Below are 21,714 nucleotides of genomic sequence, written 5' to 3'. Positions count from 1 at the left end.
GAATAAATGTTAATAGAATCTAAGCACATTAAGACTCTCTCTGCGCCTTCTCTTTGCATACTCTGCGGTTAAGAGCCGCGATAATTTAAACCAGTCCTGAATAAGTCAGTAACAACCACCAAAAACCTGTGGTGATAAAAGACAATAAAATTCCGATTCCAACCACCAGATTAGAAAGTTTTGGATTAAGATTATACTGATCGGCCACTACGCCCGCGGTTAGCAAAGTTGGCATCGCCATTTCGAAAATTGTTATCTTGGTAATGGTACCGCTCATTCCTAAAGCAATTGCGAATAACATCACAACCAAAGGGGCCAAAATCAACTTGTACACCAGGGCTACACTAATGTGCCTGAGTTCACTGAACCATCCACCAAATCTGAGCTGTAAGCCGATCGAAAACAGCGCCAGCGGACCAACCGTGCCAGCCAGCTTATCGAATAATGGATTAAGTGAAGAAACGTTTATAAAGTGAGGTACCGTTAAGGCCAGCACGCAACCAATTAAGGGCGGGAAGGTTAATACTTTTTTCATCACTAATTTTGTACTTAATTTCTGGTTCTGCGACGAGCGTATGGCTACAACAATACCAATGGTTGACAGAAGTGTAAAAGTAACCTGATCGCAGATAATGGCGATTGCCAGTTCCTTTTCACTAAAATAAGCAACAATTAAAGGGAAACCCACAAATGAAGTATTGCTTAAAGAACTGGTTAGTTTTAATCCGCCCGAGCTTGCTTTGCTGATGTTCCGGATACGGCTATAAACCGTAATGAATAACCATCCGAATAGCCAGATACAAACCGGGGCCAAAGCAGGAAAGAGCAAGTCTTTGGTCCAGGTAATGTGCGGCAGGTATTTAAACGAAACGGCCGGCAATGCAATATAGATAATCCATGCATTAATGCCCTTGTGTGCATCTTTAGGTAATGATTTGCTCTTCCTGAAAAGAATGCCCGCCAAAATGCATAAACCGATAAGAATGAAATTTGCCATCTAATTAGTGCAAAGATAATCTGTAAAATAAAAACGCCAATAAGAACAGTCTTATGGCGTTTCAAATATTTAAGCAGAAGGTTTCGGTTTTTTCTTTTTATGCCAAACCTTTTTCTTTCCTTTATGAGGTGTCTTTTTTTCCTCTACATGCGTAATTTCTATTGCAGCAACACTATCAGGTAAAGGTATACGCGGAACCGCTTTTTCAATCAATTTTTCTATGTTTTCAAACTTGCGTTTGTCCCTTCCGTTCACTAAAGTAATGGCGGTCCCTTTGGTCGCCGCTCTTGCTGTACGTCCAATGCGGTGCACATAATCAGCCGGATCTCCAGGAACATCATAATTGATCACCAAATCGATGCCTTCTACATCAATTCCGCGGGATAATACATCTGTTCCGATTAGAATGGGTAATCTACGGTTCTTAAAGGACAATAGAATATCTTCGCGTTCCTTCTGCCCCAAATCAGAGTGGAAAGCTTCTGCTTTAATACCTAAACCTTTAAAAGCTTTGTATAATGCCTTTACTTTTTCTTTTGTAGAAGCAAAAATAATACTGCTTTTGTATCGGTCGCTTTTAAAAATTTCCGTTAATAAAGTCTGTTTTTGCTGATCGTGAATGTTATAGGCTTGTTGATCAATTCCCTCGGCAGGTTTAGCAATTGAAATGGTAATCTGTTTCGGTTCATGTAAGATCTTGCCGGCCATCGTTCTTATTTTCGGTGCCATCGTAGCAGAGAATAAAAGCGTTTGCCTTTTCTTGGGCAGGTAACTGATAATGCGGATAATATCGTCATAAAAGCCCATATCCAACATTCTATCTGCTTCATCTAAAATCAAATGCTGTAAATGTTCCAGTTTTAACACTCCTGAAGATAAATGTGCCATCAACCTGCCCGGAGTGGCGATAATAATATCTACACCTTCGCGCATCGAACGTTTCTGCTGTTCGTAGGCGATACCATCTCCCCCACCGTAAACTGCCAAAGAACTGATATTGGTAAAATAAGCAAGCGCTTCCACCTGTAAATCAATCTGTTGCGCAAGCTCTCTCGTTGGCGCCAAAATTAACGTATTGTTATGCCTGTCAGTAGCTTTGCTAATTTTATCCATTACGGGCAAAAGGTAGCTTGCTGTTTTTCCTGTACCGGTTTGAGCGCAGGCGATCAGATCATGACTATCTAAAATTACCGGAATAGCCTGTTCTTGTATTGGAGTAGCGCTTTTATACCCCATAGCCATTAGGCCTTCGTATAAATCGGGGTTAAAATTAAAGTCGTTAAAATTCAATCTATTGTGTTTATGTCTTTTAGCAAAAGTACCTTAAAATACCGCGAATAACAAACCCACACTTAATTTCTGCTTTCTTAATTACGACTAAGCATTATCCCTAAATTTCTTATCTCCTCTTCATCAAAAAAAAATAGCCCCAACTGTTTAAACAATCGGGGCTTGGAAATTATAATAGACGAAACTTAGTGAACCAGAATATCTTTTTCTGGTGTATTCGTTTCGGGGTTTTTAGGTAGCGTAATCTTTAAAATTCCATTCTTGTAATTGGCCAAAATATTTTCTACCAATACTTTTCCATTTAAGCCAAAAGCCCTTTCGAAATTCCCGTTACTATATTCTCTACGGCTATATTTTTTACTGGAATCAGCATCTTCTTTGGGTTGGTAAGAAATAGTTAATATGTCATCCTTAGTCACTACTTTTAAGTTCTCTTTAATCAAAGCAGGCGCAAAAAGTTCAATAATAAAATTACTTTCTGTTTCCTCTATGTTGGCTGGCACCTTTCTAAAACCCTCGTTAAACATGGCATGTTTATGGCGACCAAAGGCCCCACCAAAGTGTCCGCTAAATTTTCCAGTTCCTCGACCAAAATGGCCATGCATCTTGCCCTGACGGCATCTATGTTCGTTGTACATTTATTTTATTTTAATTGTTATTTATTCTGTTAATTCTTCGGCCTAAGCCATGTTAATGGTAACCCACCTGTTCCGTTTTAGGAATATCCAACAGCTGTGTAATGATATTTGCATAGGGATATGACGGTGTGAAAACGGCGTAATCGAATTTCAAACCCCTCAGCTGAACCAAAATATCATCAATAAATTTCATCGGCTCCAGCAAGGCACTAATCAATCCGGATTTAGGTTGTTCTTCTTCATTTTTAGTCTTTTCCGCCTGAAAAATATTCAATTCCTGATTATAGGCTTTAAAGTCTGCACCGATTTGTTCTATAGGCGCTTTAAACTCATCCGAACTAAAGAAAGTGACTTGCTCTCCCCTGGTAATCATCTCGTTTGCCATGCCCAAAATAGGACTAACATCAGCTTGAAATGGATCGCTTAAAAAAAGTACTTTTGACATCTGGTTATCTACTTACTTTGTTTATACTATCTGTTGAGATAATGCCGTTGGAAACCGGCGTACGATGATGACTGAAGCCATGATTTCTAAATTGCACTTGATCACAATCATCATGGTAATGCCTGTTTTTAAAATCTAGCCGATCATGGTATCCATATTGAATAGCCAGTACATTTAAACTGTAAAAAGTTCCCGCAGCTACAGCTAATGCCAATAATATTCTCAATGTCCTCATGGCCGTTAATCGTTTATATTGATACGGTTAACTATTCCACTACCTTGTACACCAGGCCTGTACCACTGGTTATTGATCGGTACAATTGGATTGTAATGATTCCCGAAATCGTTATAGCGGTTATAAAAATAACGGCGACGGCTACCAGTAAAAATCCTCAACGTTAAACCGATCAATGCAATGGCCAATATAAATTTAAACACAAATGGAATGAAGAAAGCAACTGCTCCAAGTACCATCCCGAATCCTATCGTTTTTAATATTTTTATCATTTCTGTATGTTTTATAAGCAGCGTAATCAACTCACTGTAAGTTTTTTAAATTAACGACGCTGTTTTTTGTTATTTATATAGGAAGACGGAGTAAGTTTATTTTTACTTTAAATAATTTTGATTTTTTATTCTGAAGAGATTTCCATAATTGTGTCAATCCTGAACACAGTGAAGGATCTTTTTAATAGACTAACTCTTCGGTCGGCGAGACACCAGACGATAGAATAAGTAGAAAGTCGTTCAAAAAATCGACCGTCGACTGAAGCGTAGTCCCGAACGTTCGGAAGAGAAATCTGTCTTGATAGATCTCTCCCCTCCCACACCTATCGCGTGGATACATCTCTGTTAGCGTTCATTTATTCTTTATCACGTATTTCTAAGGCAATCGTCATGCTGAATTTATTTTACAGGTAAAACCTGTAATCTATTAAAGCAAGCTAGCAAAGCGTATAAAAACAAACAAACCAAAAGATGTGTCCATACGATAGCTCCTACACGGGATAGGCCTGTCTGCACAGGCGGGCACTCTGCGTTGCCGCGATCGTGGACGCTTCGTGGAGAGGCTCTCAAAATATTAAGAATAACAGAAACAAAAAAGCCCCGATTAATCGAGGCTTCAAAACTATTCTTTATTGCGGTAGTGGCCCCATCCGCCACATCTTCGCTTGTATTCTTCCTTAAATTTCGCACGCTCCTCGTCGTCCATCGAATCCCATTTAGCACGCATTTTCTGGGCACGTTCACGGAAGCCGCCACGACCATGTCCTCCTTTATTGAAATTTCCGAACAGTATCCTGCAAAGCACCAGCAAACCAAGGGCCTGCCAATAATTGAGTCGCCCTGTATGGGCAACTTCAGGCAAAATCCGGTTCCATAAACACATAACTACATAGCCCAGCACCGCTGCAATAAGCAACGCTACGGGAAAAAAGAACATGAATTTCTTACCGCGATTAAAATTTCTATTCATCATGTCTGTAAATTTAATAGTTAATAAACTCCTGATATAAATTTTGTAACCGGTTACGCAGATGTTTTACCGCATAACCTTTTCTTGATATTAATGTTTTGATATTTTCCCCGCTTTCATCGGCCAGTTCCTGAAAAGTGCGCTCTTCCAATTCATTCTGAACAAATACATAGCATTGATTTTCGGGCAGTTCTTGAAGTGCTAAAAATAATTGATCCCAGAACAGCTTCTTTAAACTTTCTTCCTCTGGTGAGTATGTCTCCGCAAGTAAAATTTCTTTAAAATTAATTTCTCCATCTTCGCCTTCAAAGGTGAAGTCTTCCAGCGATTCTTCCTTTTGTTTACGGTATTTATCAGTAATCTTATTTCTCGCTACCCGGTATAGCCAACCGCTAATCTGCTCAATGGCTCCAACTTCCGGCTGATTGCTCAGCTGAAACCAAACATCCTGTAAAATATCTTCAGCATCCTCATCCGTATTCACCCGGCCTCGGATGAAACTGAACAGGCGTTTACCATAATTGGCAACCGTTGAAATGATATTTTGAGGTTCGTTTGTCGGCACTAAATTTCGCTTGATAACCCAGTAAACGGATGAACATCAATATTACTTTAAATTTCTTTAATTTTTTTGTGCAACCATTTAAGTGTGGTATTGGAGATGCATAGGGCAAAATCAATAGGCTAAAAAAACTGCAAGTACAGAAAATAAATTATATGTTTTTTTGAAAAGAAACAAAGGAAGCTCTTGGCTGCCAGCAGCCCCGCTTTTCATTTCAAGCCTGCACTCGTTCCTCGTTTACGGGCTTTTCATTTACAATCGGGTTTAGGCACAAAGCGGGGTGCTCATTGCAACCTTTAAAATCCTAATCAGAGGCTAGAACTAAATCCGCCCCGGTTTGTGTCCCCACGAAACATACTTAACTAAACCTTCTTCCCCCACGCCATGATTCGTGTCCTGACGAAACACACAAGACTAACTCTTTTTCCTGTCCGCGTACCCAAATACTTTTTGCAATAGCGTTGTGCTTCTTGAGCTTAGGTTACCCCTGATTTTTAATTCTTCTTTGGCTATTTCAACAAATAAACCATCTATTGCTTTTTGTGTAACATATTCCGTCAAGTTGGTATTTACAGGTTTTACCAGAGGCAAACGGTTATATTGTGTAGTTAAATCGCTGTAATATTTAGTAGCATTAACTTTATTTAAGCTTGCAGTTACAATCGGGCTAAATTTCTGCATCAATTGTGTAGTCGTTACTCGTTTGAAATATGCTGTAGCCGCATCGTTGGTACCTAACAAAATATTTGTCGCGTCGGTCAAGGTCATCTGCTTAATGGCGGATATAAAAATAGGCTTTGCTTCAGCAGCAGCATCCTCGGCAGCACGGTTCAAACTAACAATCACATTATCGCAAAGTTTGTTCAAGCCTATGCTACGCAATGTTCTTTCCACCTTTTGCGCTTCAGGGGGCATCAGGATCTTAACAGCCAAATTGCCTAAAAAGCCGTCTTTAACCGAAAGCCTGTCTGCGCCAGCAGAAACACCAATCTGTAGCGCTTCTTTAATTCCCTGTGCTATTTCAAAAGTGGATGGTGTTCCGGTAGCAGCTGTTGCGGAGCCCTGTTTCTCCGTTACTTTTTTAAAGATATCGCTCAGTTTAATCTGTGCGCTAACATTTAGGCTTGTTAATAAGACTAATGCCAGGAATGCAGATACAACATTAATTTTTTTCATTCATTATGAGTTTATCTTTTATGCTTAGCAAATCTTTGGCCATTAATTTTGCCGATTTTACGATGCTTAAAAATTCCGAGCGATAACCCTCTTTGTCTTTACCTTTTGCCCTTTCGGCCAAAGAGATAACCTGCTCAAAGTTAGCATTTTGTTTAAATGCCGAATGTTTTAAAATCATACCAAATTCGGCAACTGCTGCTGCAAATCTGAAATTATCACTGGTTGAATTAATGCTTAAATCACTATCGGTTACCATTTTAACCAATAATTTACTTATATTACCTTCAGGCTCTTTATAACGGAGTTTAATGGTCAGCAGCTCGTCTGTATTGCTGGAATTTAATGGCTTTGTTTGTTGGTATTTCAAATCATCTACACTTACTGTAAAGCTATCTTTAACACCTGTCGGAATAATTTCGTAGAGTGCAGTAACACTATGGCCTGAACCTATTTCTCCGGCATCCTTTTCATCGTTATTAAAATCTTCTTTAGTAAGGAGCCTGTTTTCATATCCAATTAAACGGTAAGACTGAACATGAGCAGGATTAAATTCAATTTGCAATTTAACATCTTTAGCTACCGTAAATAAGGTTCCGCCAAACTCATTTACCAATACTTTCCGTGCCTCAGTTAAATTATCAATATAGGCATAATTACCATTTCCTTTATCGGCAAGTATCTCCATTTTGCTATCTTTATAGTTACCCATACCGAAACCCAAAACGGTCAAAAACACACCAGTTTTTCTTTTGTTCTCAATCAGTTTTTCCATGTCCGAATCACTGCTTGCCCCAACATTAAAGTCGCCATCGGTAGCTAAAATTACGCGGTTGTTGCCCCCTTTAATAAAATTTTCTGAAGCAATTTTATAGGCAAGCTCAATACCCTGTCCGCCAGCGGTAGAGCCACCAGCACTTAATTTATCAAGCGCATCTTTAATCCGGATCTTTTCATCCCCAGGGGTTGCCGGTAAAACCACGCCAGAATTTCCGGCATAAACAACAATTGCAACTTTGTCTTTTTCTCTAAGTTGATCGGTTAATAATTTGAATGATGAAACCAATAAGGGAAGTTTATTAGCTGCATTCATTGAACCGGAAACATCGATCAGAAAAACTAAATTGGATGCCGGTAGCTTTTCAGTTGCAATAGTTTTAGCTTGTAAACCAATTTGCACCAGTTTGTGTGTGTTGTTCCACGGCGCAGGGGCCATTTCGGTGATTATATTAACAGGCTCTTTGCCTTTTGGCTGCCCATAGTTGTAATCAAAATAGTTGATCATCTCCTCAATTCTAACGGCATCCGTTTCGGGCAGATTGCCTCCATTGATAAACCGCCTAACATTGCTATACGATGCCGCGTCAACGTCAATTGAAAAGGTAGACAATGGGTCGCTTTTTACTTTATGAAAAGTATTTTCGCTAGTACCTGTATAACTGTCTTCGTTGCTGTACGCCATTCCGACATGCTTTTGTCCCTTCGAAACAGATACGCCGGCAACTCTTCCGGCTAAATACCGATTGGAAACGATAGCAGCCGATGCCGTCATCATACTTTTTTGTTGCGTTCCATAACCAACTATCACTACCTCTTTTAAAGGAGTTGTATCTGCAACCATGGTGATGTTTATAATTTTGCTTTTACCAATTTTTATTGTTTGTGCATTATAGCCCATAACTATGATCTTGAGCTCTGTATCCTTATCGGTTATTTGTATGCTGTATCTGCCTTTCAAATCGGAAGTAACCACCCGTTTACTATAGTTTGTAACAATTGATGCCCCTGGTAAAACTGAGGTCGCGTCCGAAATTACACCGGTAATTGTTCGGCTGTCAAATTGTTTGAAACTCATCAGCAAAAAAATTGCGATTAAAGATGATAGAAGCTTTTTCATAGTCTTAAATTTTAAGGATGATGTAGTTCTTCAGGTTTTTCCATATCGATACTCAGAAATATTTTTTATACTTGAAGATAATTCGAAATAGCAACCATTTTTTGAGGTTTATAAAAAACACAGCTGGAAACACCCAGCAAGACGATGCCAAATTGATTGCCGGGTATAAAAACACAGGCGATTTGGACGCGTTGGGTATGCTTTACAATAAATACATGCACTTGGTGTTCGGGGTTTGCTTAAACTACTTCAAAGATGAAGAGCAAAGCAAAGATGCAGTGATGCAGATTTTTGAAGAACTGGTAACAAAGCTAAAAATACATGAGGTACAGAACTTTAAAAGCTGGCTTCACGTTTTAACACGGAACCATTGTTTAATGGCATTAAGGAAATCGGCGAAGCAAAATAATGTCTCCATAGATGATACTTTTGTGGAAAATAGCGAGTTTGTGCATCTGGATATAGACAACACAAAAGAAACGCAGCTTACCATCATGGAAAAGTGTATGGAAACTTTGCCTGAAGAACAGCGAAAAAGCGTAGATTTATTTTATTTACAAGAAAAATGCTATAAAGAAGTGGCTGATATTACGGGTTACGATATGCTTAAAGTGAAGAGTTACATCCAAAATGGCAAGCGGAATTTAAAGATTTGTATAGAGAAGAACAGTAGTGAATAACGATTGGTTAGATATTGATGTACTGGAAGATTACCTGGATGGTAAACTTGATACTAAAGCTATGCATTTCGTAGAAAAGCAAGCTTTGGATGATCCTTTTGTTGCCGAAGCGCTGGAAGGACTAAAGCAATCTCCAAAACGCAGGCAGACCCTTTCTATTTTACAAAAACAACTCTATGATCGTATATCAGAAAAACCTGTAAAGCGCAAACTTTGGGGCATTACCACCCAAAGGTTAAGTATTGCAGCAACCGCAACGGTGGCTTTTATTGCAGTTAGTATTTTATTTTTTATGCGCGAAACCAACCGCAGGAATGCAGAAATTGCTGCGCATAAAAAGGAAGGTGTATTGGTTCGCTTAGACAGTTCAACGAGTATTGCTTCGACCCAAACAAAAGCTAAAGAAGAAATCGTTACGCAAAATACGACTAAAGCAACTTTGATTGATAAAGCAATAACGGCCTCAAAAAAAGGCGATCTTGCAAAAAACACTAAAACAAACACTATTGTAGTACCTGCAGCGAATCAGGTTGCCGAGGTAAAAGCGGCAAAAATTGCATCCGATAATAGTCGCGCGAAAGCAATGAGCCGTGTAAGTATTAGCGATCAAAAACCTAACGAAGCAGCCTTAAGAGAGGCCACCGTTGCAGCAGAACCTGCGATAGGCTCGAACAAAATTGCCTTTAGCGGCAATGTGGTAAACCAAAGCAATGGCCTGCCTGTTAAGGGAGCTGTAGTAAAGTTAGCTGGCTCGAAAAATGTAACAGCCACTGATGCCAAAGGTTATTTCTATTTACCTGCAGATAGTAATGCCAAGGATAAAGACCTATTAATTAATGCTATTGGCTTTAAAGAATTACCTGTGGCTGGTTTGCAAGATCCTAACGCCATTAGAAATGCATTGAGTGGCGATAAATCGTTAAACGAAATTGCATTGATTACAGGTTCGAACGGACGTAAAAAAGAAAATATTGCTGCACCAAAAATTACACTACGTGCAGAACAAAACCTGGATGGAAAATCGGCGAATGAGATTACGAAACCTATTCCGGTTTCTACCGTTAACTATAGCCAGTATTTAGCGCATAACAATAAGCTTTATAACCCTAAAGGACCTGAACAATTTGTGATTTTAAGTTTCAAAGTTAAAAGCAACGGACGGCCCACCAACATTTCCGTTATAAAATCGCTGAACAAAAAAGCCGATGCTGAAGCTAAACGGTTAATACAGGAAGGTCCGGATTGGGTGTTACCTAAAAACGGCAACAATGTTGTTGAGCTGAGTGTTAAGTTTTAAGTTTTCTTATTTGTAGTTTAACTGCGAAGCATGTAATATTACTGTCATTCTGAAACGCAGTGAAGAATCTTTTAAATGAATAATAAAGTACAGTTAAAAGATCTTTCATTGCACTACTATTGACATACCCTCGGGAATGCGTCATTGCTGTAAAGGCTTTTTCAGCCGACGAAGGAATCTTTACAGCAAGAATTACCAGCATGAAAGATTGCTTTGTCGTTCCTTCTCGCAATGACGATTCTTCGAGTAAATCAATGCCGTTGGGCTTTCTGTCATCCATATTGATTTTTATACAATAAATTATCCCTCAAGGATGATATTCGAAGTTATTCAATAATTGAATCAGAGCTAAAATAATGAGAAACTCTGCTCTTATTCTCCTATTAACCTGAATTCGATTAATAATGGGCTTTAATTTGGGTTATTTAGTACCTTGCATGAACGGTCGTCACCCTGAACTTGTTTCAGGGTCTTATAGCAAGGAGTTTTAACAGGAAAGATGCTGAAATAAATTCAGCATGACGATATCATTATTAGAAACACCTAAAAATTAATGATTTATGTTTAGTGAATAATCGAACTCCGGTTATCACCTTACGCTTTGCGCTCTCTTCGAAAAACTTCGCGTTCTTTGCGGTTAAACAAAAAAGACCAAAGCTAATGCCCTGGTCTCTTATAATATTAAAGGATTTTGTTTTTACTTTAAATAATAAATTGCGGCGTAAATAATGGCTGCAAGCGTTGCCGATACCGGAATGGTTAAAATCCAGGCCCAGATTAAGTTGATGGTTACCCCCCAACGTACAGCAGAAACACTTTTTACTACGCCTACCCCTACAATCGATCCGGTAATGGTATGTGTAGTAGAAACCGGAATACCGAAATGTTCAGTTATTCCCAGAGTTACTGCACCGGCACCTTCGGCAGCAACACCTTCAAGTGCCGTTACCTTGGTAATTTTAGATCCCATTGTTTTAACAATTTTCCAACCACCGCTCATGGTGCCTAATGATATTGCCGAATAACAGGCAATTGGCACCCAGGCAGGCATTGATTCGAAATCGGGAATTACTTTAGAGGCGATTAAAGCTGTAGCAATAATCCCCATTACTTTTTGAGCGTCGTTACCACCATGGAAAAAACTCAATGCCGCAGAAGATAACAATTGCAGACGTTTAAACCATTTCTCGGCAGTTGCAGGCTTGGCATAACGACAGATATTAATAATAATAAGTGTTAATATCACCGAAATTACCATACCGATTATTGGTGCCAATACAATGAAAGAAACGATTTTAATTACATAGCCCATGTTTACAGCATCAAGCGGACTAGCGCCTGTAAGTAAAGCATGTGTCATACCTGCACCGGCAAAACCACCGATTAAAGTATGTGACGAACTTGAGGGAATACCATACCACCAGGTTAACAGGTTCCAGATAATCGCTGCAACTAAACCCGCCAGAATAACTTCTAAAGTGATATAATTTTCGATTACCGTTTTAGCAACCGTGTTGGCCACTTTGTGGTCGGTAAAATAAAAATAGGCAGCAAAATTGAACAATGCAGCCCATAAAACCGCCTGAAAAGGCGTAAGAACTTTTGTAGAAACAACTGTTGCAATCGAGTTGGCGGCATCGTGGAAGCCGTTAATATAATCGAAAGCAATAGCCAGAATTACAACAACAACCAATAAGGTAGTTACCATGTTTGTTTTTTATTAAGCGTTTTTAACCAAGATCGTTTCAAGCACATTCGCCACATCCTCACATTTATCTGTCGCTTTTTCTATTGTTTGTAAAACCTCTTTTTGTTTGATTAATTCAATCGCGTTGGTTTCATATTCGAATAAACGTGCTACCGCTAATGTAAATACATAATCGGCCTGGTTTTCGCCACTGTTAATACGGATACAAGCATCAGCAATTACACGGATGTTTTTAAAACTGCGCAACTCTTTAATGGCTTTGTCAATATCAGTACACATTTCTACCAAAAGCTCAGCAATTTTAACAATCGGCTCATTAATGGCAATCATATTATACATCTGCATGCGGTTTGCAGTACCATAAATATAATCGGCAACATCATCTACTGCAGTAGCCAGTGCATGAATGTCTTCTCTATCAAATGGTGTAATAAAGTTCCTGCTCAATTCAAGAAAAATAGAATGGGTAATATCATCACCTACATGCTCTAAGCGCTCAATTTCTTTAAAAATTGTTTTTCTGCTTTCCGCATCACCCGTGCTAACCATTTCTAAAAGGGTTTCGGCAATTTTCAGTGCATTGCTACCAGCTTGTTCGAAAAGCGGATGAAACTTTTTGTCTTGAGGTGTAAAGAACTTAAAAATATTGTTCATGTTAATTTTTAATATGTTGCAAAGCTACAAGCTCAATGTTAAGTTAATGTTAATTTATTAATTATATTAACGAATTGTTCGTTTATCCGATCGACTGCATGTTTTTTATATTTTTCAGGTAACTGACAATGAAACAAATGGATTTTTAAAAATAGTAGCAACAAGTTCTTCGGTTACGATAATAGCGCCAAACGCCTTATCCGGATGAAACCTATGCAAAATAATATGCACACCATAAACAATAGAGATAATTGGTCAAATCGGGATGTCCGCTAACATCGGGTCTATCAATTAGGTAAATTATTTTTCTGAACAAAATCAGATGTCATATTTCCGTGTGTTTCATGTTTCTGTGGCAAAAATTTTAGAATAATTGTCAAGACACTAAGGCTATCCGCCTTTCTGTAACGTAAAAGCAAAGGTCGTTCCGATACCTGGTGTACTTCTTACCGAAATAGTTTGCTGGTGCGCCTCTAAGATATGTTTCACAATGGCTAAACCCAAACCGGTGCCACCAACTTCTCTTGCCCGGTGGGTATCAATGCGGTAAAAACGTTCAAACAGGCGCGACAGGTGTTTTTCTTCTATGCCGATACCATTATCAGTAACTTCTATCAAAACCTGATCATGCAGCTCGAAAATTTTAATGGCGGTTTCACCTCCATCAATGCCGTACTTAATGCTATTAACTATTAAATTAATTAATACCTGCCTAATCTTCTCGCGATCGGCAGAAACAGGAGTGATGGCTGTATACTTTTCTTTAAAAAACAGTTTGATGTTTTTAGCTTTTGCCCGGTCTTCAAGGTTTTCCATGACCTCTTTCGCCAATTGTACAAAATCAAATTTTTGATAGTTAATGGGCGATTCTCCCGTCTCCAGCTTTGAGATAACGTCTAAATCCTTAATCAGATAACTCAACCGCTCTACGTTGTTTTCTGCTTTTTTTAGAAATAAAACAGCCTGATCGGGATCATCTACCAGGCAATCCTGTAAAGTTTCGATATAACCCTGAATGGCAAAAAGAGGGGTTTTAAATTCGTGCGAAACGTTCGAAAGAAACTCTCTTCTAAACTGCTCTTGTTTTTTTAATAAATCGATTTCTTTTTTCTTTGCGCCCGCCCATTCCTTTACTTCCTGTTCTACATCGTTAATCGGATCGGAACTCACATACTCGCCAAGTGCATCTTTTAAATCTTTGCCCAATTTAAGGTTATGGATCAGTTTGTAGATGAGTTTAATTTTGGTGTAGATATATTTCTCAAGCAGGTAATAAAAAACTAAAAAACTACATAGAAAAGATACACCAAAAGAAATGGCCATATAATAAAGGCTATGCTGAAAATAAAAATTAACCATACCGATGGAAAGACCAACGGCAAGAGCAGTAAATAAAACCAGCACACTTAATTTCATGCTGCAATTTAAAGCTTTTTATGTTAAATGTGTGTTAAGTCAAAGCTTTAACCTAATGCCTACAGTTAAGCAGACTTTACATATGCATCCTGTACTCTTTAGAAAATGGACGTTCAGTTTTCCATAGCTGCTACAGTCCCGCCATCGTTGATAGTCCTCGCTACGCTCCAGGCTATTCCACTCTGTCGGGTTTGGCTGGCAAATACCTGTTGTTCAAAGCAGTACAAAAAAAGCTTTCCCTTTTGAGGAAAGCCTTTTAAAATATGGGTAAGTATTACTTATTTCTTTGTTGAATCGGTTTTAGCCGGAGTTGAAGTTGCCGGTTGAGTGCTGTTTAAATTGCCACCGATTGGAGATGGCGAAGGTGTTTTATTTAAACGCTCCTGAATAGCTGAGTTTCCAACTGCAGCACTACCACCGCTCGTTTTAGCAATTGTAGTAACGGCAAGGGTTAACACCACTATTAATGTTAACAATACCCACGATCCTTTTTCTAAAACATCGCCAGTACGTTGTACACCAAACATGTTACTGGTGCCACCGCCTGTAGCTAAACCGCCCCCTTTAGGGTTTTGTACCAAAACAAATAAGCCTAAGGCTACACACGCAATAATTAATAAAATGATTAAAAAGGTTACCATGGTAATATTATATTTTAAAATTTCTTTTCTATAGATTGGATAAGGTCGGCAAAGTAACGGCTTTTTTCCGGATATTTCAAACTTAATTTTTTATAAGTATCTATGGCTTTGTGATAAAGCATTTGCTCGATATAAATTTTAGCTAAAGTTTCTGAAACCAAGTCGTAATTATCTTCTGCACTTCTCTTGGCCTTGTTTTCATTGTCGATCTGTTCGGGTTTAGGTGGTTTGATGGTTGGATCTTCTTTTAAGAATTTCTCGATAATTTTGGCACCCTTTGCATCTTTGATTTCAGCTACAGGGTATTCAGCCAAATGATCGGCTACTTCAAAAGGGGTTTGGATGTGAAAAATATGCTCCACATACTGTTGTTGAAATTCAGCGCTTTCTGATTGTGGGTGCTTTTGCGGCAGTGGTTTGTTTTGATTAGCATTAGGGTGCGCATAAGGCTGAAAAATCTGCTCATGCTCTTTACGGGTTTTAGCTAACCACCATAAAAAAGTATATGGAAGCTTATCATCATTATATTGCGAAACAAAATTCTTTTCCGGCTCATCTGGTACTACGGTTTCAATTTCTGGCACAGCGCCAACCACATCGATGCTTAACTGCTGTTCAAAGGCAAAAAAATCAGTAGCAGCCACACTTTCAATAAAAGAATCATTAACAGCAGGCAAATCCATCAAATGCCTATCTACACCTGGCAGGTTGTTTGGTGTCTCTATGCCTATCTCATCATCGGTAGCGGACGTACTATCATCAGTAAATTCAGCCATTTGTACTAAAACTTCCGGTTCAAGTTGCATGGATTCGGTAAACGGTACATTTATATTAACCTCCTCTTCCTGTTTTGCCTCGTCAACCGGAACCATATTAAGCACATGGAACAATACATGCCCCTGGCCATATAATGCAGCTTTCGGAATAAACGAAGCATTGGCCTTGGCCAATAGTAAATGGATGGGCTGTGCATATGGAAATTGCCTAACCATTTCCTGCAACATGGATGCATGCTCTGGCCTGACCTTTCCAGGTTGCGCGAGTAACTCTGCCAGTAGCTTGTTGTTATCCATTATCAAGGGTTTGCCGCTAAGTTAAAAAAATGTAAATGGGTTTTGAAAAATTTATCTTTTTAGCGTGCTGCTTTACTTACCACTGTGCAAATGCTCGGTTAAAAATATCTTCTGACAATTGTTTGTTGATATTTTCGATAGCACCCGGCAATAAGGTTTGAATCGGAGCCCCATTAACCGGGAAATCAAAATATTTGGTAAAGCTCTCTTCAAAACTCTCCTTTTCGTGCTCTTTTATATTATTTTTATATTTTACCGACACCGTAATGGTTAATCTGTTTGCACCTGCAGTAGGCGTGGCACTATTTTGAAGGGCAACCGGTTTGATATCGTAACCTGTTATTCTCCCTTCAAATGAGGCATCTCCTTCACCTGTTGGAGAAATAATCAATTTGGTTTGGTTACGGATCCGGCTTTTTAATGATTCCGTTATCTGGTTACTTAAAGTTGGCACCACTAAAGGGGCATTATTTTCAAATACCCGAACAACCACCGTTTTTAATCCTGTGGTAGATGCTCCGCTGAATTTATACGAGCAGGCACTAAAAACCGAAGTCATCAGGATTAATGCAAATATTTTAATTTTCATCATTATCGAAAAGGCTGTCAAATTTTTGAGAAACGTGCTTAGAATGAATTTATACGAGCAATTAATTTACAGATTTAATTCTTTAATTTTCCTATACAAGGTCCGTTCTGAAATACCCAATTCCTGTGCAGCAAACTTACGCTTACCTTTATGTTTTTTTAATGCTTTTTTAATCAGGTCTGATTCTTTATCCACCAGCGACAAAGATTCTTCTACTTCTTCGGCTTCGTGTGCAAAATAATCAGCATTGTTATTGTTGTTTACATTGTTATTGTTTGGTGCAGGGTGCTGAATGGTAAAAGCATGCTCTTGCCCAGCAGGCAATTCTACATCACGGTATAGCTGATTGATATACTGCGGGTTATCTGCCAATACCGTAGCAGTGTTTCCGCCATGCTGAATAATTTCGGCTACTAGTTTTTTAAGCTCAACCATATCCTTTTTCATATCAAAAAGAACCTTATACAAAATATCTCTTTCCGTAAAATCTTCCTTCGACTGCGCGTTGATCGCCATTGGCAAGTTACTTCCGGCCTCGTTCGGGATATAGTTTAAAATAGCCTGACCACTTACGTTCCGGTCTTTTTCTAATACGCAGATTTGTTCGGCAATATTTTTCAACTGACGAACATTACCCGGCCAGCTGTAATTGGTTAAGATCTGAATGGCATCTGGCTCCAGATGTAACGCGGGACTGCGGTATTTATCGCTAAAATCAGCAGCAAATTTTCTGAATAATAAATAAATATCCTCCTTACGCTCTTGCAAAGCAGGTATACGCAATGGAACTGTATTTAACCTGTAGTATAAATCCTCACGGAATTTTCCATTTTTAACTCGATTATAAACATCCACGTTGGTGGCAGCAATGATGCGAACATCCGTTTTCTGCACTTTAGAAGAACCCACACGTAAGTATTCGCCGCTTTCTAAAATACGGAGTAAACGGGCCTGTGTACCTAAAGGTAATTCAGCAACCTCGTCTAAAAAGATGGTACCGCCATTGGCCACCTCAAAATATCCCTTACGGGCTTCGTGTGCACCGGTAAATGATCCTTTTTCATGACCAAAAAGTTCAGAATCTATCGTTCCTTCGGGGATGGCACCGCAGTTTACCGCGATAAAAGTACCATGCTTACGGGCACTCATTTGATGGATAATCTGCGAGAACACCTCTTTACCACTACCACTTTCGCCGGTTATTAGTACCGACATATCAGTTGGTGCTACCTGGCTTGCAATATCTATGGCACGGTTTAGTAAAGGCGAATTGCCAATAATACCGAAACGCTGTTTAATATTTTGTGTATCCATTCTTCAATTCTCAGTTGGCTGTTCTCAGTTTGCAGTTTTAAAATTCCACAACTTAAGATCATCTAAGTTTTGTATCGGGTTTAAGAGCTTATGCCTTAAACCTTCCACCCTTCACCTTTTTTAAACTATTTTACCAATTAACGTAGCAGATGTACATTTCTCGATATACACATTTGCATACTGACCTGGTTTAACGCCATCAATAGCAGGAAAAATGGCCATTGCTCCGCTATCTCCTCTTCCGCAATAATCAAGATCAGATTTTTTTGAAGTACCTTCAATCAAAACCCGAATGGTTTTTCCTACCCATTCTTGCAAACGCATTAAAGAATGTGCCTGTTGTTTGGCTAAAATTTCAGCCAGACGGCGTTTTTTCACCTCTTCTGGAATATCATCTTCCAGTTTACGGGCGGCTAAAGTCCCGGGTCTTTCAGAGTAGGTAAAATTATAGGCAAAATCATATTGAACATAATCCATCATGCTCAAGGTGTCTTCATGCTCTTCTTCTGTTTCTGTACAGAAACCAGCAATAATATCGGTAGAAATTGCACAACCTGGAATAATATTACGGATGGCGTCAATGCGATTGATGTACCATTCGCGGGTGTAAGTCCTGTTCATGAGCTCCAAAATGCGCGTATTACCAGATTGAACAGGCAAGTGGATATAATTACAGATGTTATCGTATTTAGCAATGGTATGTAAAACTTCGTCGGTAATATCTTTTGGATGCGAAGTTGAAAAACGTACCCTTAAATCTGGACTAACTAACGCTGTTTGCTCCAAAAGCTGCGCAAAATTAACCGTTTCTGTACCATCTTCCGACGCCCAGGTGTACGAATCTACGTTTTGACCTAAAAGTGTAACCTCCCGGTAACCAGCTTCAAACAAGGCTTTTGCTTCTTCGATAATGGAATGTGCATCGCGGCTACGTTCTCTTCCACGGGTAAAAGGCACCACGCAGAAAGAACACATGTTATTACAACCACGGGTAATGGAAATAAAAGCAGTTATTCCGTTGCTGTTTAACCGAACCGGACTGATATCTGCATAAGTTTCTTCGCGCGATAATAAAACGTTAACGGCTTTATGTCCACTTTCAACCTGCTCAATTAAGTTCGGCAGATCACGGTAAGCATCTGGTCCAACCACTACATCAACCAAACGTTCTTCTTCCAAAAATTTAGATTTTAAACGCTCTGCCATGCAGCCTAAAACCCCAACAATTAATTTTGGGTTACGGCGTTTTTCGACGCCGAACTGCGATAGCCGATTTCTTACCCTGGTTTCAGCATTTTCGCGGATGGAGCAGGTATTAATGAAAATGACATCAGCCTGGTGATAATCCCCTGTGGTTTCAAATCCAGTTTCTGATAAAATAGAGGCGACAATTTCACTATCGGCAAAATTCATGGCACAACCATAACTTTCGATATATAATTTACGGGCATCGGCCTTAACTGGTGTATCTAAAATTAAAGCTTCACCTTGCCTGGCTTCATCGTGTGTCTTATCCTGTATTTGTAAATCAATCATTATTTAAAAACATTTTGGGGATTGCAAAAATACATAAATAAAATTAAAAGTGACAATTTGACATATTTAGTTTAAATGTTTACAGTATGATTATGATAAATGTGATTAGCATATGGTTTCCTGGGCATGGTGACGATTTATTATCTTTTGGAGGCGGGGCTGGTCGGGATTTGTAATCCCGACCTATTGTACTTTGGATTTTTAATCCAATATTAAAAGATTGAAAATCATTGATTCAGAAGACGGGATTGCAAATCCCGACTAACGGATTCCTGCTCCTATTAAGGATTCAACACACTGCCCTAACCCATCTAGCCCTTGGCGAAGCGGTACCCTTCAGGCCAGGAGGTACGATGGCCGAAGCGTACAAGCGCAGCAAAGGAACAAACACTGTTACTTACACTGCACCTGCGCTCCTAAAAATAATTTTAACAATAAAACTTTCAACAATATTCGTCTTTCTGCTTTAGTCTTTTAGCTTTTTACCAAAAAACCTTTCACGCTCCCATCTGTTAGGTATCAATAAGCCATAATAAATGACAGCGCGGAAGAAAAATAAAATTTGGGCCTGGATAGGAAGTATATTCGGCATATTGATTTTAATTTTAGCATTTGGTGCTATGTTTTTAAGTGCCCGATGGAAGCCTATATTGACCGAAAAAATCAAAGCTGGTGTTTACAATGGCTCTCACCATTTATATCGGATAGATTTTAAAAGCATCAACTTAAATGTAATTACAGGTAGCATGGCCCTGCGTGATGTTACCCTTACTCCTGATACGGCTATTTTTGATAGCTTGAAGAAAAAACAACTGGCGCCCGCCCATATTTTCGAACTTAGGTTAAAGAAACTCCAGATTAGCCGTGTTGGCATACTAACCGCCTACTTTAAAAAGCGGATAGCTGTAAATGAAATCCTTTTACAAAAGCCATCTATCAATGTATTTTTTAATAAGGTACCCAAGAAAGCTGACAGTATAAAAGATGAAAAATCACTTTATGAACAGCTTTCTAAAAACTTCAAATCCGTACATGTAAAGAGCATTAAAATTGTAGATGCAGATTTCGATTACATCAATAAAACCGCTTCGAAAAAAATTAAAAATTCGATCAAACACCTGGATATAAACATCAATGATTTTTTATTGGATTCGCTTTCAGGTAACGACACCACACGGTTTTACTATACAAAAGATGTATCGTTCCAGATTGCAGGTTATAAGTCAGTAACAAAGGACAAAATGTACAGCATGAAAGTAGATACCGTTAAAGGCTCTACCTCATCAAAAAAGATAACGGTTAAAGGATTCAAACTAACACCATTATACAACGAACTCACTTTTGCAAGAAAATACAAGATTCAGAAAGACAGGTATAATTTAAGTTTTGACCAGGTAGAATTCAATGGTGTAGATTTTATTGGTTTAAATACCGACCAAAAATTATATGCAAAATCACTGAGAATTGGTCCAGCAAATGTCGAAGTATTTATGAGCCGCGAATCGCCACCGCCGCCAGGTCTTGATAAAGGCCGGAACTATCCACATATGGCGCTGAAAAGATTAAATATGCCGATATTGATTGATACCGTAAAGCTGAAAAGCATTAATGTCAAATATGCTGAATTTAACCCCGCGAGTAAAAAAACTGGGACGGTTACCTTTAAAGCGCTAAACGGAAACATTTCAAATGTGACCAATGATAGCTTGCAATTAAGCAAAAAGAGCCATGCACTGGCGGATTTAAATACACTTTTGATGGGTGCAGGAAAGTTGAATGTTAACATCGATTTCAACTTGACCGATAACAATGGCGCTTTTGCCTATAGTGGCAGTTTGGGTAAATTTGATATGAAAAATTTAAATCCATTATCCAAAGCACTGGGCTTGGTGGAAATAGAAAGTGGTAACATACAACATGTAGATTTTAAGGCTCAGGGAAATTTAAGATCGGCAACAGGCACCCTGAACATGCTGTATACCAACCTGAAAGTAAAACTCTTATCAGACAATATTGATGGGGAGGGCATCAAGGAAAAAGGCTTTCTGTCTTTCCTGGCTAATGCCATTTTGGTTAAAGATGAAAATCCAAAAAAAGGCGAAGCTCCGAGAACAGCCAGCATGACGAATACCAGGATCAACTCTGCCTCCTTTTTTAACCTGATGTGGAAAACCGTTTTTGTGGGCATCAAAGATATTGTAGGTGTTGGCATCGTACCTGAAAAGGATCCAGTAAAACAGCAAAAAGTAATCGCCAAAAAAATAAGGGAACAAAAAAGGGCAGATAGAAAAGCTGCACGGAAGGCCCGCAGGGAAAAAAATTGATCT

Annotated in this window: 22 protein-coding genes; 3 read left to right on the top strand and 19 right to left on the bottom strand. The window is 38.9% G+C overall.

The annotated features are described in order from the left end of the window. Nucleotides 1–85 precede the first annotated feature (85 nt). From PGN18_RS07440 to PGN18_RS07395, 10 genes are all read right to left on the bottom strand, one after another. Nucleotides 86–997 carry an AEC family transporter gene (locus tag PGN18_RS07440; protein WP_335318808.1) on the bottom strand — a complete coding sequence of 304 codons (912 nt, stop codon included), beginning with the start codon at nucleotides 995–997 and terminating at the stop codon, nucleotides 86–88. Nucleotides 998–1,066: 69 nt separating this feature from the next. Further along, nucleotides 1,067–2,287, bottom strand: coding sequence for a DEAD/DEAH box helicase (locus PGN18_RS07435; RefSeq protein ID WP_335318807.1), 1,221 nt, complete (start codon nucleotides 2,285–2,287; stop codon nucleotides 1,067–1,069). Nucleotides 2,288–2,472: 185 nt separating this feature from the next. Next, the gene (locus PGN18_RS07430) at nucleotides 2,473–2,925 is read right to left on the bottom strand and encodes an Hsp20/alpha crystallin family protein (RefSeq protein WP_335318806.1); all 453 of its coding nucleotides are present in this window, start codon (nucleotides 2,923–2,925) and stop codon (nucleotides 2,473–2,475) included. Between the two features lie 52 nt (nucleotides 2,926–2,977). Next, nucleotides 2,978–3,370, bottom strand: coding sequence for a hypothetical protein (locus PGN18_RS07425; RefSeq protein ID WP_335318805.1), 393 nt, complete (start codon nucleotides 3,368–3,370; stop codon nucleotides 2,978–2,980). Between the two features lie 4 nt (nucleotides 3,371–3,374). Then, entirely contained in the window at nucleotides 3,375–3,605 is a 231-nt protein-coding gene (locus tag PGN18_RS07420) for a hypothetical protein (RefSeq protein ID WP_335318804.1), read from the bottom strand. A 5-nt stretch (nucleotides 3,606–3,610) separates the two neighbouring features. Further along, on the bottom strand, nucleotides 3,611–3,877 hold the full coding sequence (locus PGN18_RS07415; RefSeq protein ID WP_335318802.1) for a hypothetical protein: 267 nt from the start codon (nucleotides 3,875–3,877) through the stop codon (nucleotides 3,611–3,613). Between the two features lie 622 nt (nucleotides 3,878–4,499). Further along, nucleotides 4,500–4,850 (bottom strand): HMG-box domain-containing protein, encoded by a 351-nt coding sequence (locus tag PGN18_RS07410; protein WP_335318800.1) that lies wholly within the window; start codon nucleotides 4,848–4,850, stop codon nucleotides 4,500–4,502. Between the two features lie 10 nt (nucleotides 4,851–4,860). Continuing rightward, a complete protein-coding gene (locus tag PGN18_RS07405; protein ID WP_335318799.1) occupies nucleotides 4,861–5,412 on the bottom strand; it encodes an RNA polymerase sigma factor in 552 nt (183 codons plus the stop codon). Nucleotides 5,413–5,823: 411 nt separating this feature from the next. Then, nucleotides 5,824–6,585 (bottom strand): DUF4197 domain-containing protein, encoded by a 762-nt coding sequence (locus PGN18_RS07400; protein WP_335318798.1) that lies wholly within the window; start codon nucleotides 6,583–6,585, stop codon nucleotides 5,824–5,826. Next, nucleotides 6,572–8,479, bottom strand: coding sequence for a vWA domain-containing protein (locus PGN18_RS07395; protein ID WP_335318797.1), 1,908 nt, complete (start codon nucleotides 8,477–8,479; stop codon nucleotides 6,572–6,574). The genes PGN18_RS07400 and PGN18_RS07395 overlap by 14 nt, the downstream gene beginning before the upstream one ends. 101 nt (nucleotides 8,480–8,580) lie before the next feature. Here PGN18_RS07395 and PGN18_RS07390 point away from each other — a divergent pair, with 101 nt between their 5' ends. Then, entirely contained in the window at nucleotides 8,581–9,159 is a 579-nt protein-coding gene (locus tag PGN18_RS07390; RefSeq protein WP_335318796.1) for an RNA polymerase sigma factor, read from the top strand. Beyond that, nucleotides 9,152–10,456: a carboxypeptidase-like regulatory domain-containing protein gene (locus PGN18_RS07385; protein WP_335318795.1), complete on the top strand. Its 1,305-nt coding sequence runs from the start codon at nucleotides 9,152–9,154 to the stop codon at nucleotides 10,454–10,456. The genes PGN18_RS07390 and PGN18_RS07385 overlap by 8 nt, the downstream gene beginning before the upstream one ends. On the opposite strand, the gene PGN18_RS07380 is transcribed toward PGN18_RS07385, so the two are convergent. The 9 genes from PGN18_RS07380 to miaB all read right to left on the bottom strand — a co-directional run bounded on the left by PGN18_RS07380 (nucleotide 10,446) and on the right by miaB (nucleotide 19,387). After that, nucleotides 10,446–10,736, bottom strand: a complete 291-nt coding sequence (locus PGN18_RS07380; RefSeq protein WP_335318794.1) for a hypothetical protein — start codon at nucleotides 10,734–10,736, stop codon at nucleotides 10,446–10,448. The two genes, PGN18_RS07385 and PGN18_RS07380, sit on opposite strands and share 11 nt — an antisense overlap. A 417-nt stretch (nucleotides 10,737–11,153) precedes the next feature. After that, nucleotides 11,154–12,164: an inorganic phosphate transporter gene (locus tag PGN18_RS07375; protein ID WP_335318793.1), complete on the bottom strand. Its 1,011-nt coding sequence runs from the start codon at nucleotides 12,162–12,164 to the stop codon at nucleotides 11,154–11,156. Between the two features lie 12 nt (nucleotides 12,165–12,176). After that, on the bottom strand, nucleotides 12,177–12,818 hold the full coding sequence (locus tag PGN18_RS07370; RefSeq protein ID WP_186462304.1) for a DUF47 domain-containing protein: 642 nt from the start codon (nucleotides 12,816–12,818) through the stop codon (nucleotides 12,177–12,179). 390 nt (nucleotides 12,819–13,208) lie between these two features. Beyond that, the gene (locus PGN18_RS07365; protein WP_335318791.1) at nucleotides 13,209–14,234 is read right to left on the bottom strand and encodes a sensor histidine kinase; all 1,026 of its coding nucleotides are present in this window, start codon (nucleotides 14,232–14,234) and stop codon (nucleotides 13,209–13,211) included. 278 nt (nucleotides 14,235–14,512) lie between these two features. Further along, complete coding sequence (gene secG, locus PGN18_RS07360; protein ID WP_335318789.1) at nucleotides 14,513–14,875, bottom strand: preprotein translocase subunit SecG; 363 nt, start codon at nucleotides 14,873–14,875, stop codon at nucleotides 14,513–14,515. 14 nt (nucleotides 14,876–14,889) lie between these two features. Then, nucleotides 14,890–15,948 carry a hypothetical protein gene (locus tag PGN18_RS07355; protein ID WP_335318788.1) on the bottom strand — a complete coding sequence of 353 codons (1,059 nt, stop codon included), beginning with the start codon at nucleotides 15,946–15,948 and terminating at the stop codon, nucleotides 14,890–14,892. Nucleotides 15,949–16,024: 76 nt separating this feature from the next. Next, nucleotides 16,025–16,540, bottom strand: coding sequence for an LptE family protein (locus PGN18_RS07350; protein ID WP_335318786.1), 516 nt, complete (start codon nucleotides 16,538–16,540; stop codon nucleotides 16,025–16,027). Between the two features lie 63 nt (nucleotides 16,541–16,603). Continuing rightward, nucleotides 16,604–17,851, bottom strand: a complete 1,248-nt coding sequence (locus PGN18_RS07345; protein WP_335318785.1) for a sigma 54-interacting transcriptional regulator — start codon at nucleotides 17,849–17,851, stop codon at nucleotides 16,604–16,606. A 120-nt stretch (nucleotides 17,852–17,971) separates the two neighbouring features. Then, nucleotides 17,972–19,387 carry a tRNA (N6-isopentenyl adenosine(37)-C2)-methylthiotransferase MiaB gene (gene miaB, locus PGN18_RS07340; RefSeq protein WP_335318784.1) on the bottom strand — a complete coding sequence of 472 codons (1,416 nt, stop codon included), beginning with the start codon at nucleotides 19,385–19,387 and terminating at the stop codon, nucleotides 17,972–17,974. Between the two features lie 536 nt (nucleotides 19,388–19,923). Between miaB and PGN18_RS07335 the strand changes: the two genes are divergently transcribed. Beyond that, entirely contained in the window at nucleotides 19,924–21,711 is a 1,788-nt protein-coding gene (locus tag PGN18_RS07335) for a hypothetical protein (protein ID WP_335318782.1), read from the top strand. Nucleotides 21,712–21,714 lie beyond the last annotated feature (3 nt).

Source organism: Pedobacter terrae (assembly GCF_036946585.1).
GTDB classification, from domain to species: Bacteria; Bacteroidota; Bacteroidia; order Sphingobacteriales; family Sphingobacteriaceae; genus Pedobacter; species Pedobacter terrae_C.
Note: the sequence above shows the minus strand (reverse complement) of the source record. Positions and strands in the feature narration are given on the sequence as shown.

Bases quoted from the DNA above. Each gene is read 5' to 3' on its own strand.
- PGN18_RS07440 (WP_335318808.1), bottom strand. From the start codon at position 997: ATGGCAAATTTCATTCTTATCGGTTTATGCATTTTGGCGGGCATTCTT.
- PGN18_RS07430 (WP_335318806.1), bottom strand. From the start codon at position 2,925: ATGTACAACGAACATAGATGCCGTCAGGGCAAGATGCATGGCCATTTT.
- PGN18_RS07425 (WP_335318805.1), bottom strand. From the start codon at position 3,370: ATGTCAAAAGTACTTTTTTTAAGCGATCCATTTCAAGCTGATGTTAGT.
- PGN18_RS07420 (WP_335318804.1), bottom strand. From the start codon at position 3,605: ATGAGGACATTGAGAATATTATTGGCATTAGCTGTAGCTGCGGGAACT.
- PGN18_RS07415 (WP_335318802.1), bottom strand. From the start codon at position 3,877: ATGATAAAAATATTAAAAACGATAGGATTCGGGATGGTACTTGGAGCA.
- PGN18_RS07410 (WP_335318800.1), bottom strand. From the start codon at position 4,850: ATGATGAATAGAAATTTTAATCGCGGTAAGAAATTCATGTTCTTTTTT.
- PGN18_RS07400 (WP_335318798.1), bottom strand. From the start codon at position 6,585: ATGAAAAAAATTAATGTTGTATCTGCATTCCTGGCATTAGTCTTATTA.
- PGN18_RS07395 (WP_335318797.1), bottom strand. From the start codon at position 8,479: ATGAAAAAGCTTCTATCATCTTTAATCGCAATTTTTTTGCTGATGAGT.
- PGN18_RS07380 (WP_335318794.1), bottom strand. From the start codon at position 10,736: ATGGATGACAGAAAGCCCAACGGCATTGATTTACTCGAAGAATCGTCA.
- PGN18_RS07375 (WP_335318793.1), bottom strand. From the start codon at position 12,164: ATGGTAACTACCTTATTGGTTGTTGTTGTAATTCTGGCTATTGCTTTC.
- PGN18_RS07370 (WP_186462304.1), bottom strand. From the start codon at position 12,818: ATGAACAATATTTTTAAGTTCTTTACACCTCAAGACAAAAAGTTTCAT.
- PGN18_RS07365 (WP_335318791.1), bottom strand. From the start codon at position 14,234: ATGAAATTAAGTGTGCTGGTTTTATTTACTGCTCTTGCCGTTGGTCTT.
- secG (WP_335318789.1), bottom strand. From the start codon at position 14,875: ATGGTAACCTTTTTAATCATTTTATTAATTATTGCGTGTGTAGCCTTA.
- PGN18_RS07355 (WP_335318788.1), bottom strand. From the start codon at position 15,948: ATGGATAACAACAAGCTACTGGCAGAGTTACTCGCGCAACCTGGAAAG.
- PGN18_RS07350 (WP_335318786.1), bottom strand. From the start codon at position 16,540: ATGATGAAAATTAAAATATTTGCATTAATCCTGATGACTTCGGTTTTT.
- PGN18_RS07345 (WP_335318785.1), bottom strand. From the start codon at position 17,851: ATGGATACACAAAATATTAAACAGCGTTTCGGTATTATTGGCAATTCG.
- miaB (WP_335318784.1), bottom strand. From the start codon at position 19,387: ATGATTGATTTACAAATACAGGATAAGACACACGATGAAGCCAGGCAA.
- PGN18_RS07335 (WP_335318782.1), top strand. From the start codon at position 19,924: ATGACAGCGCGGAAGAAAAATAAAATTTGGGCCTGGATAGGAAGTATA.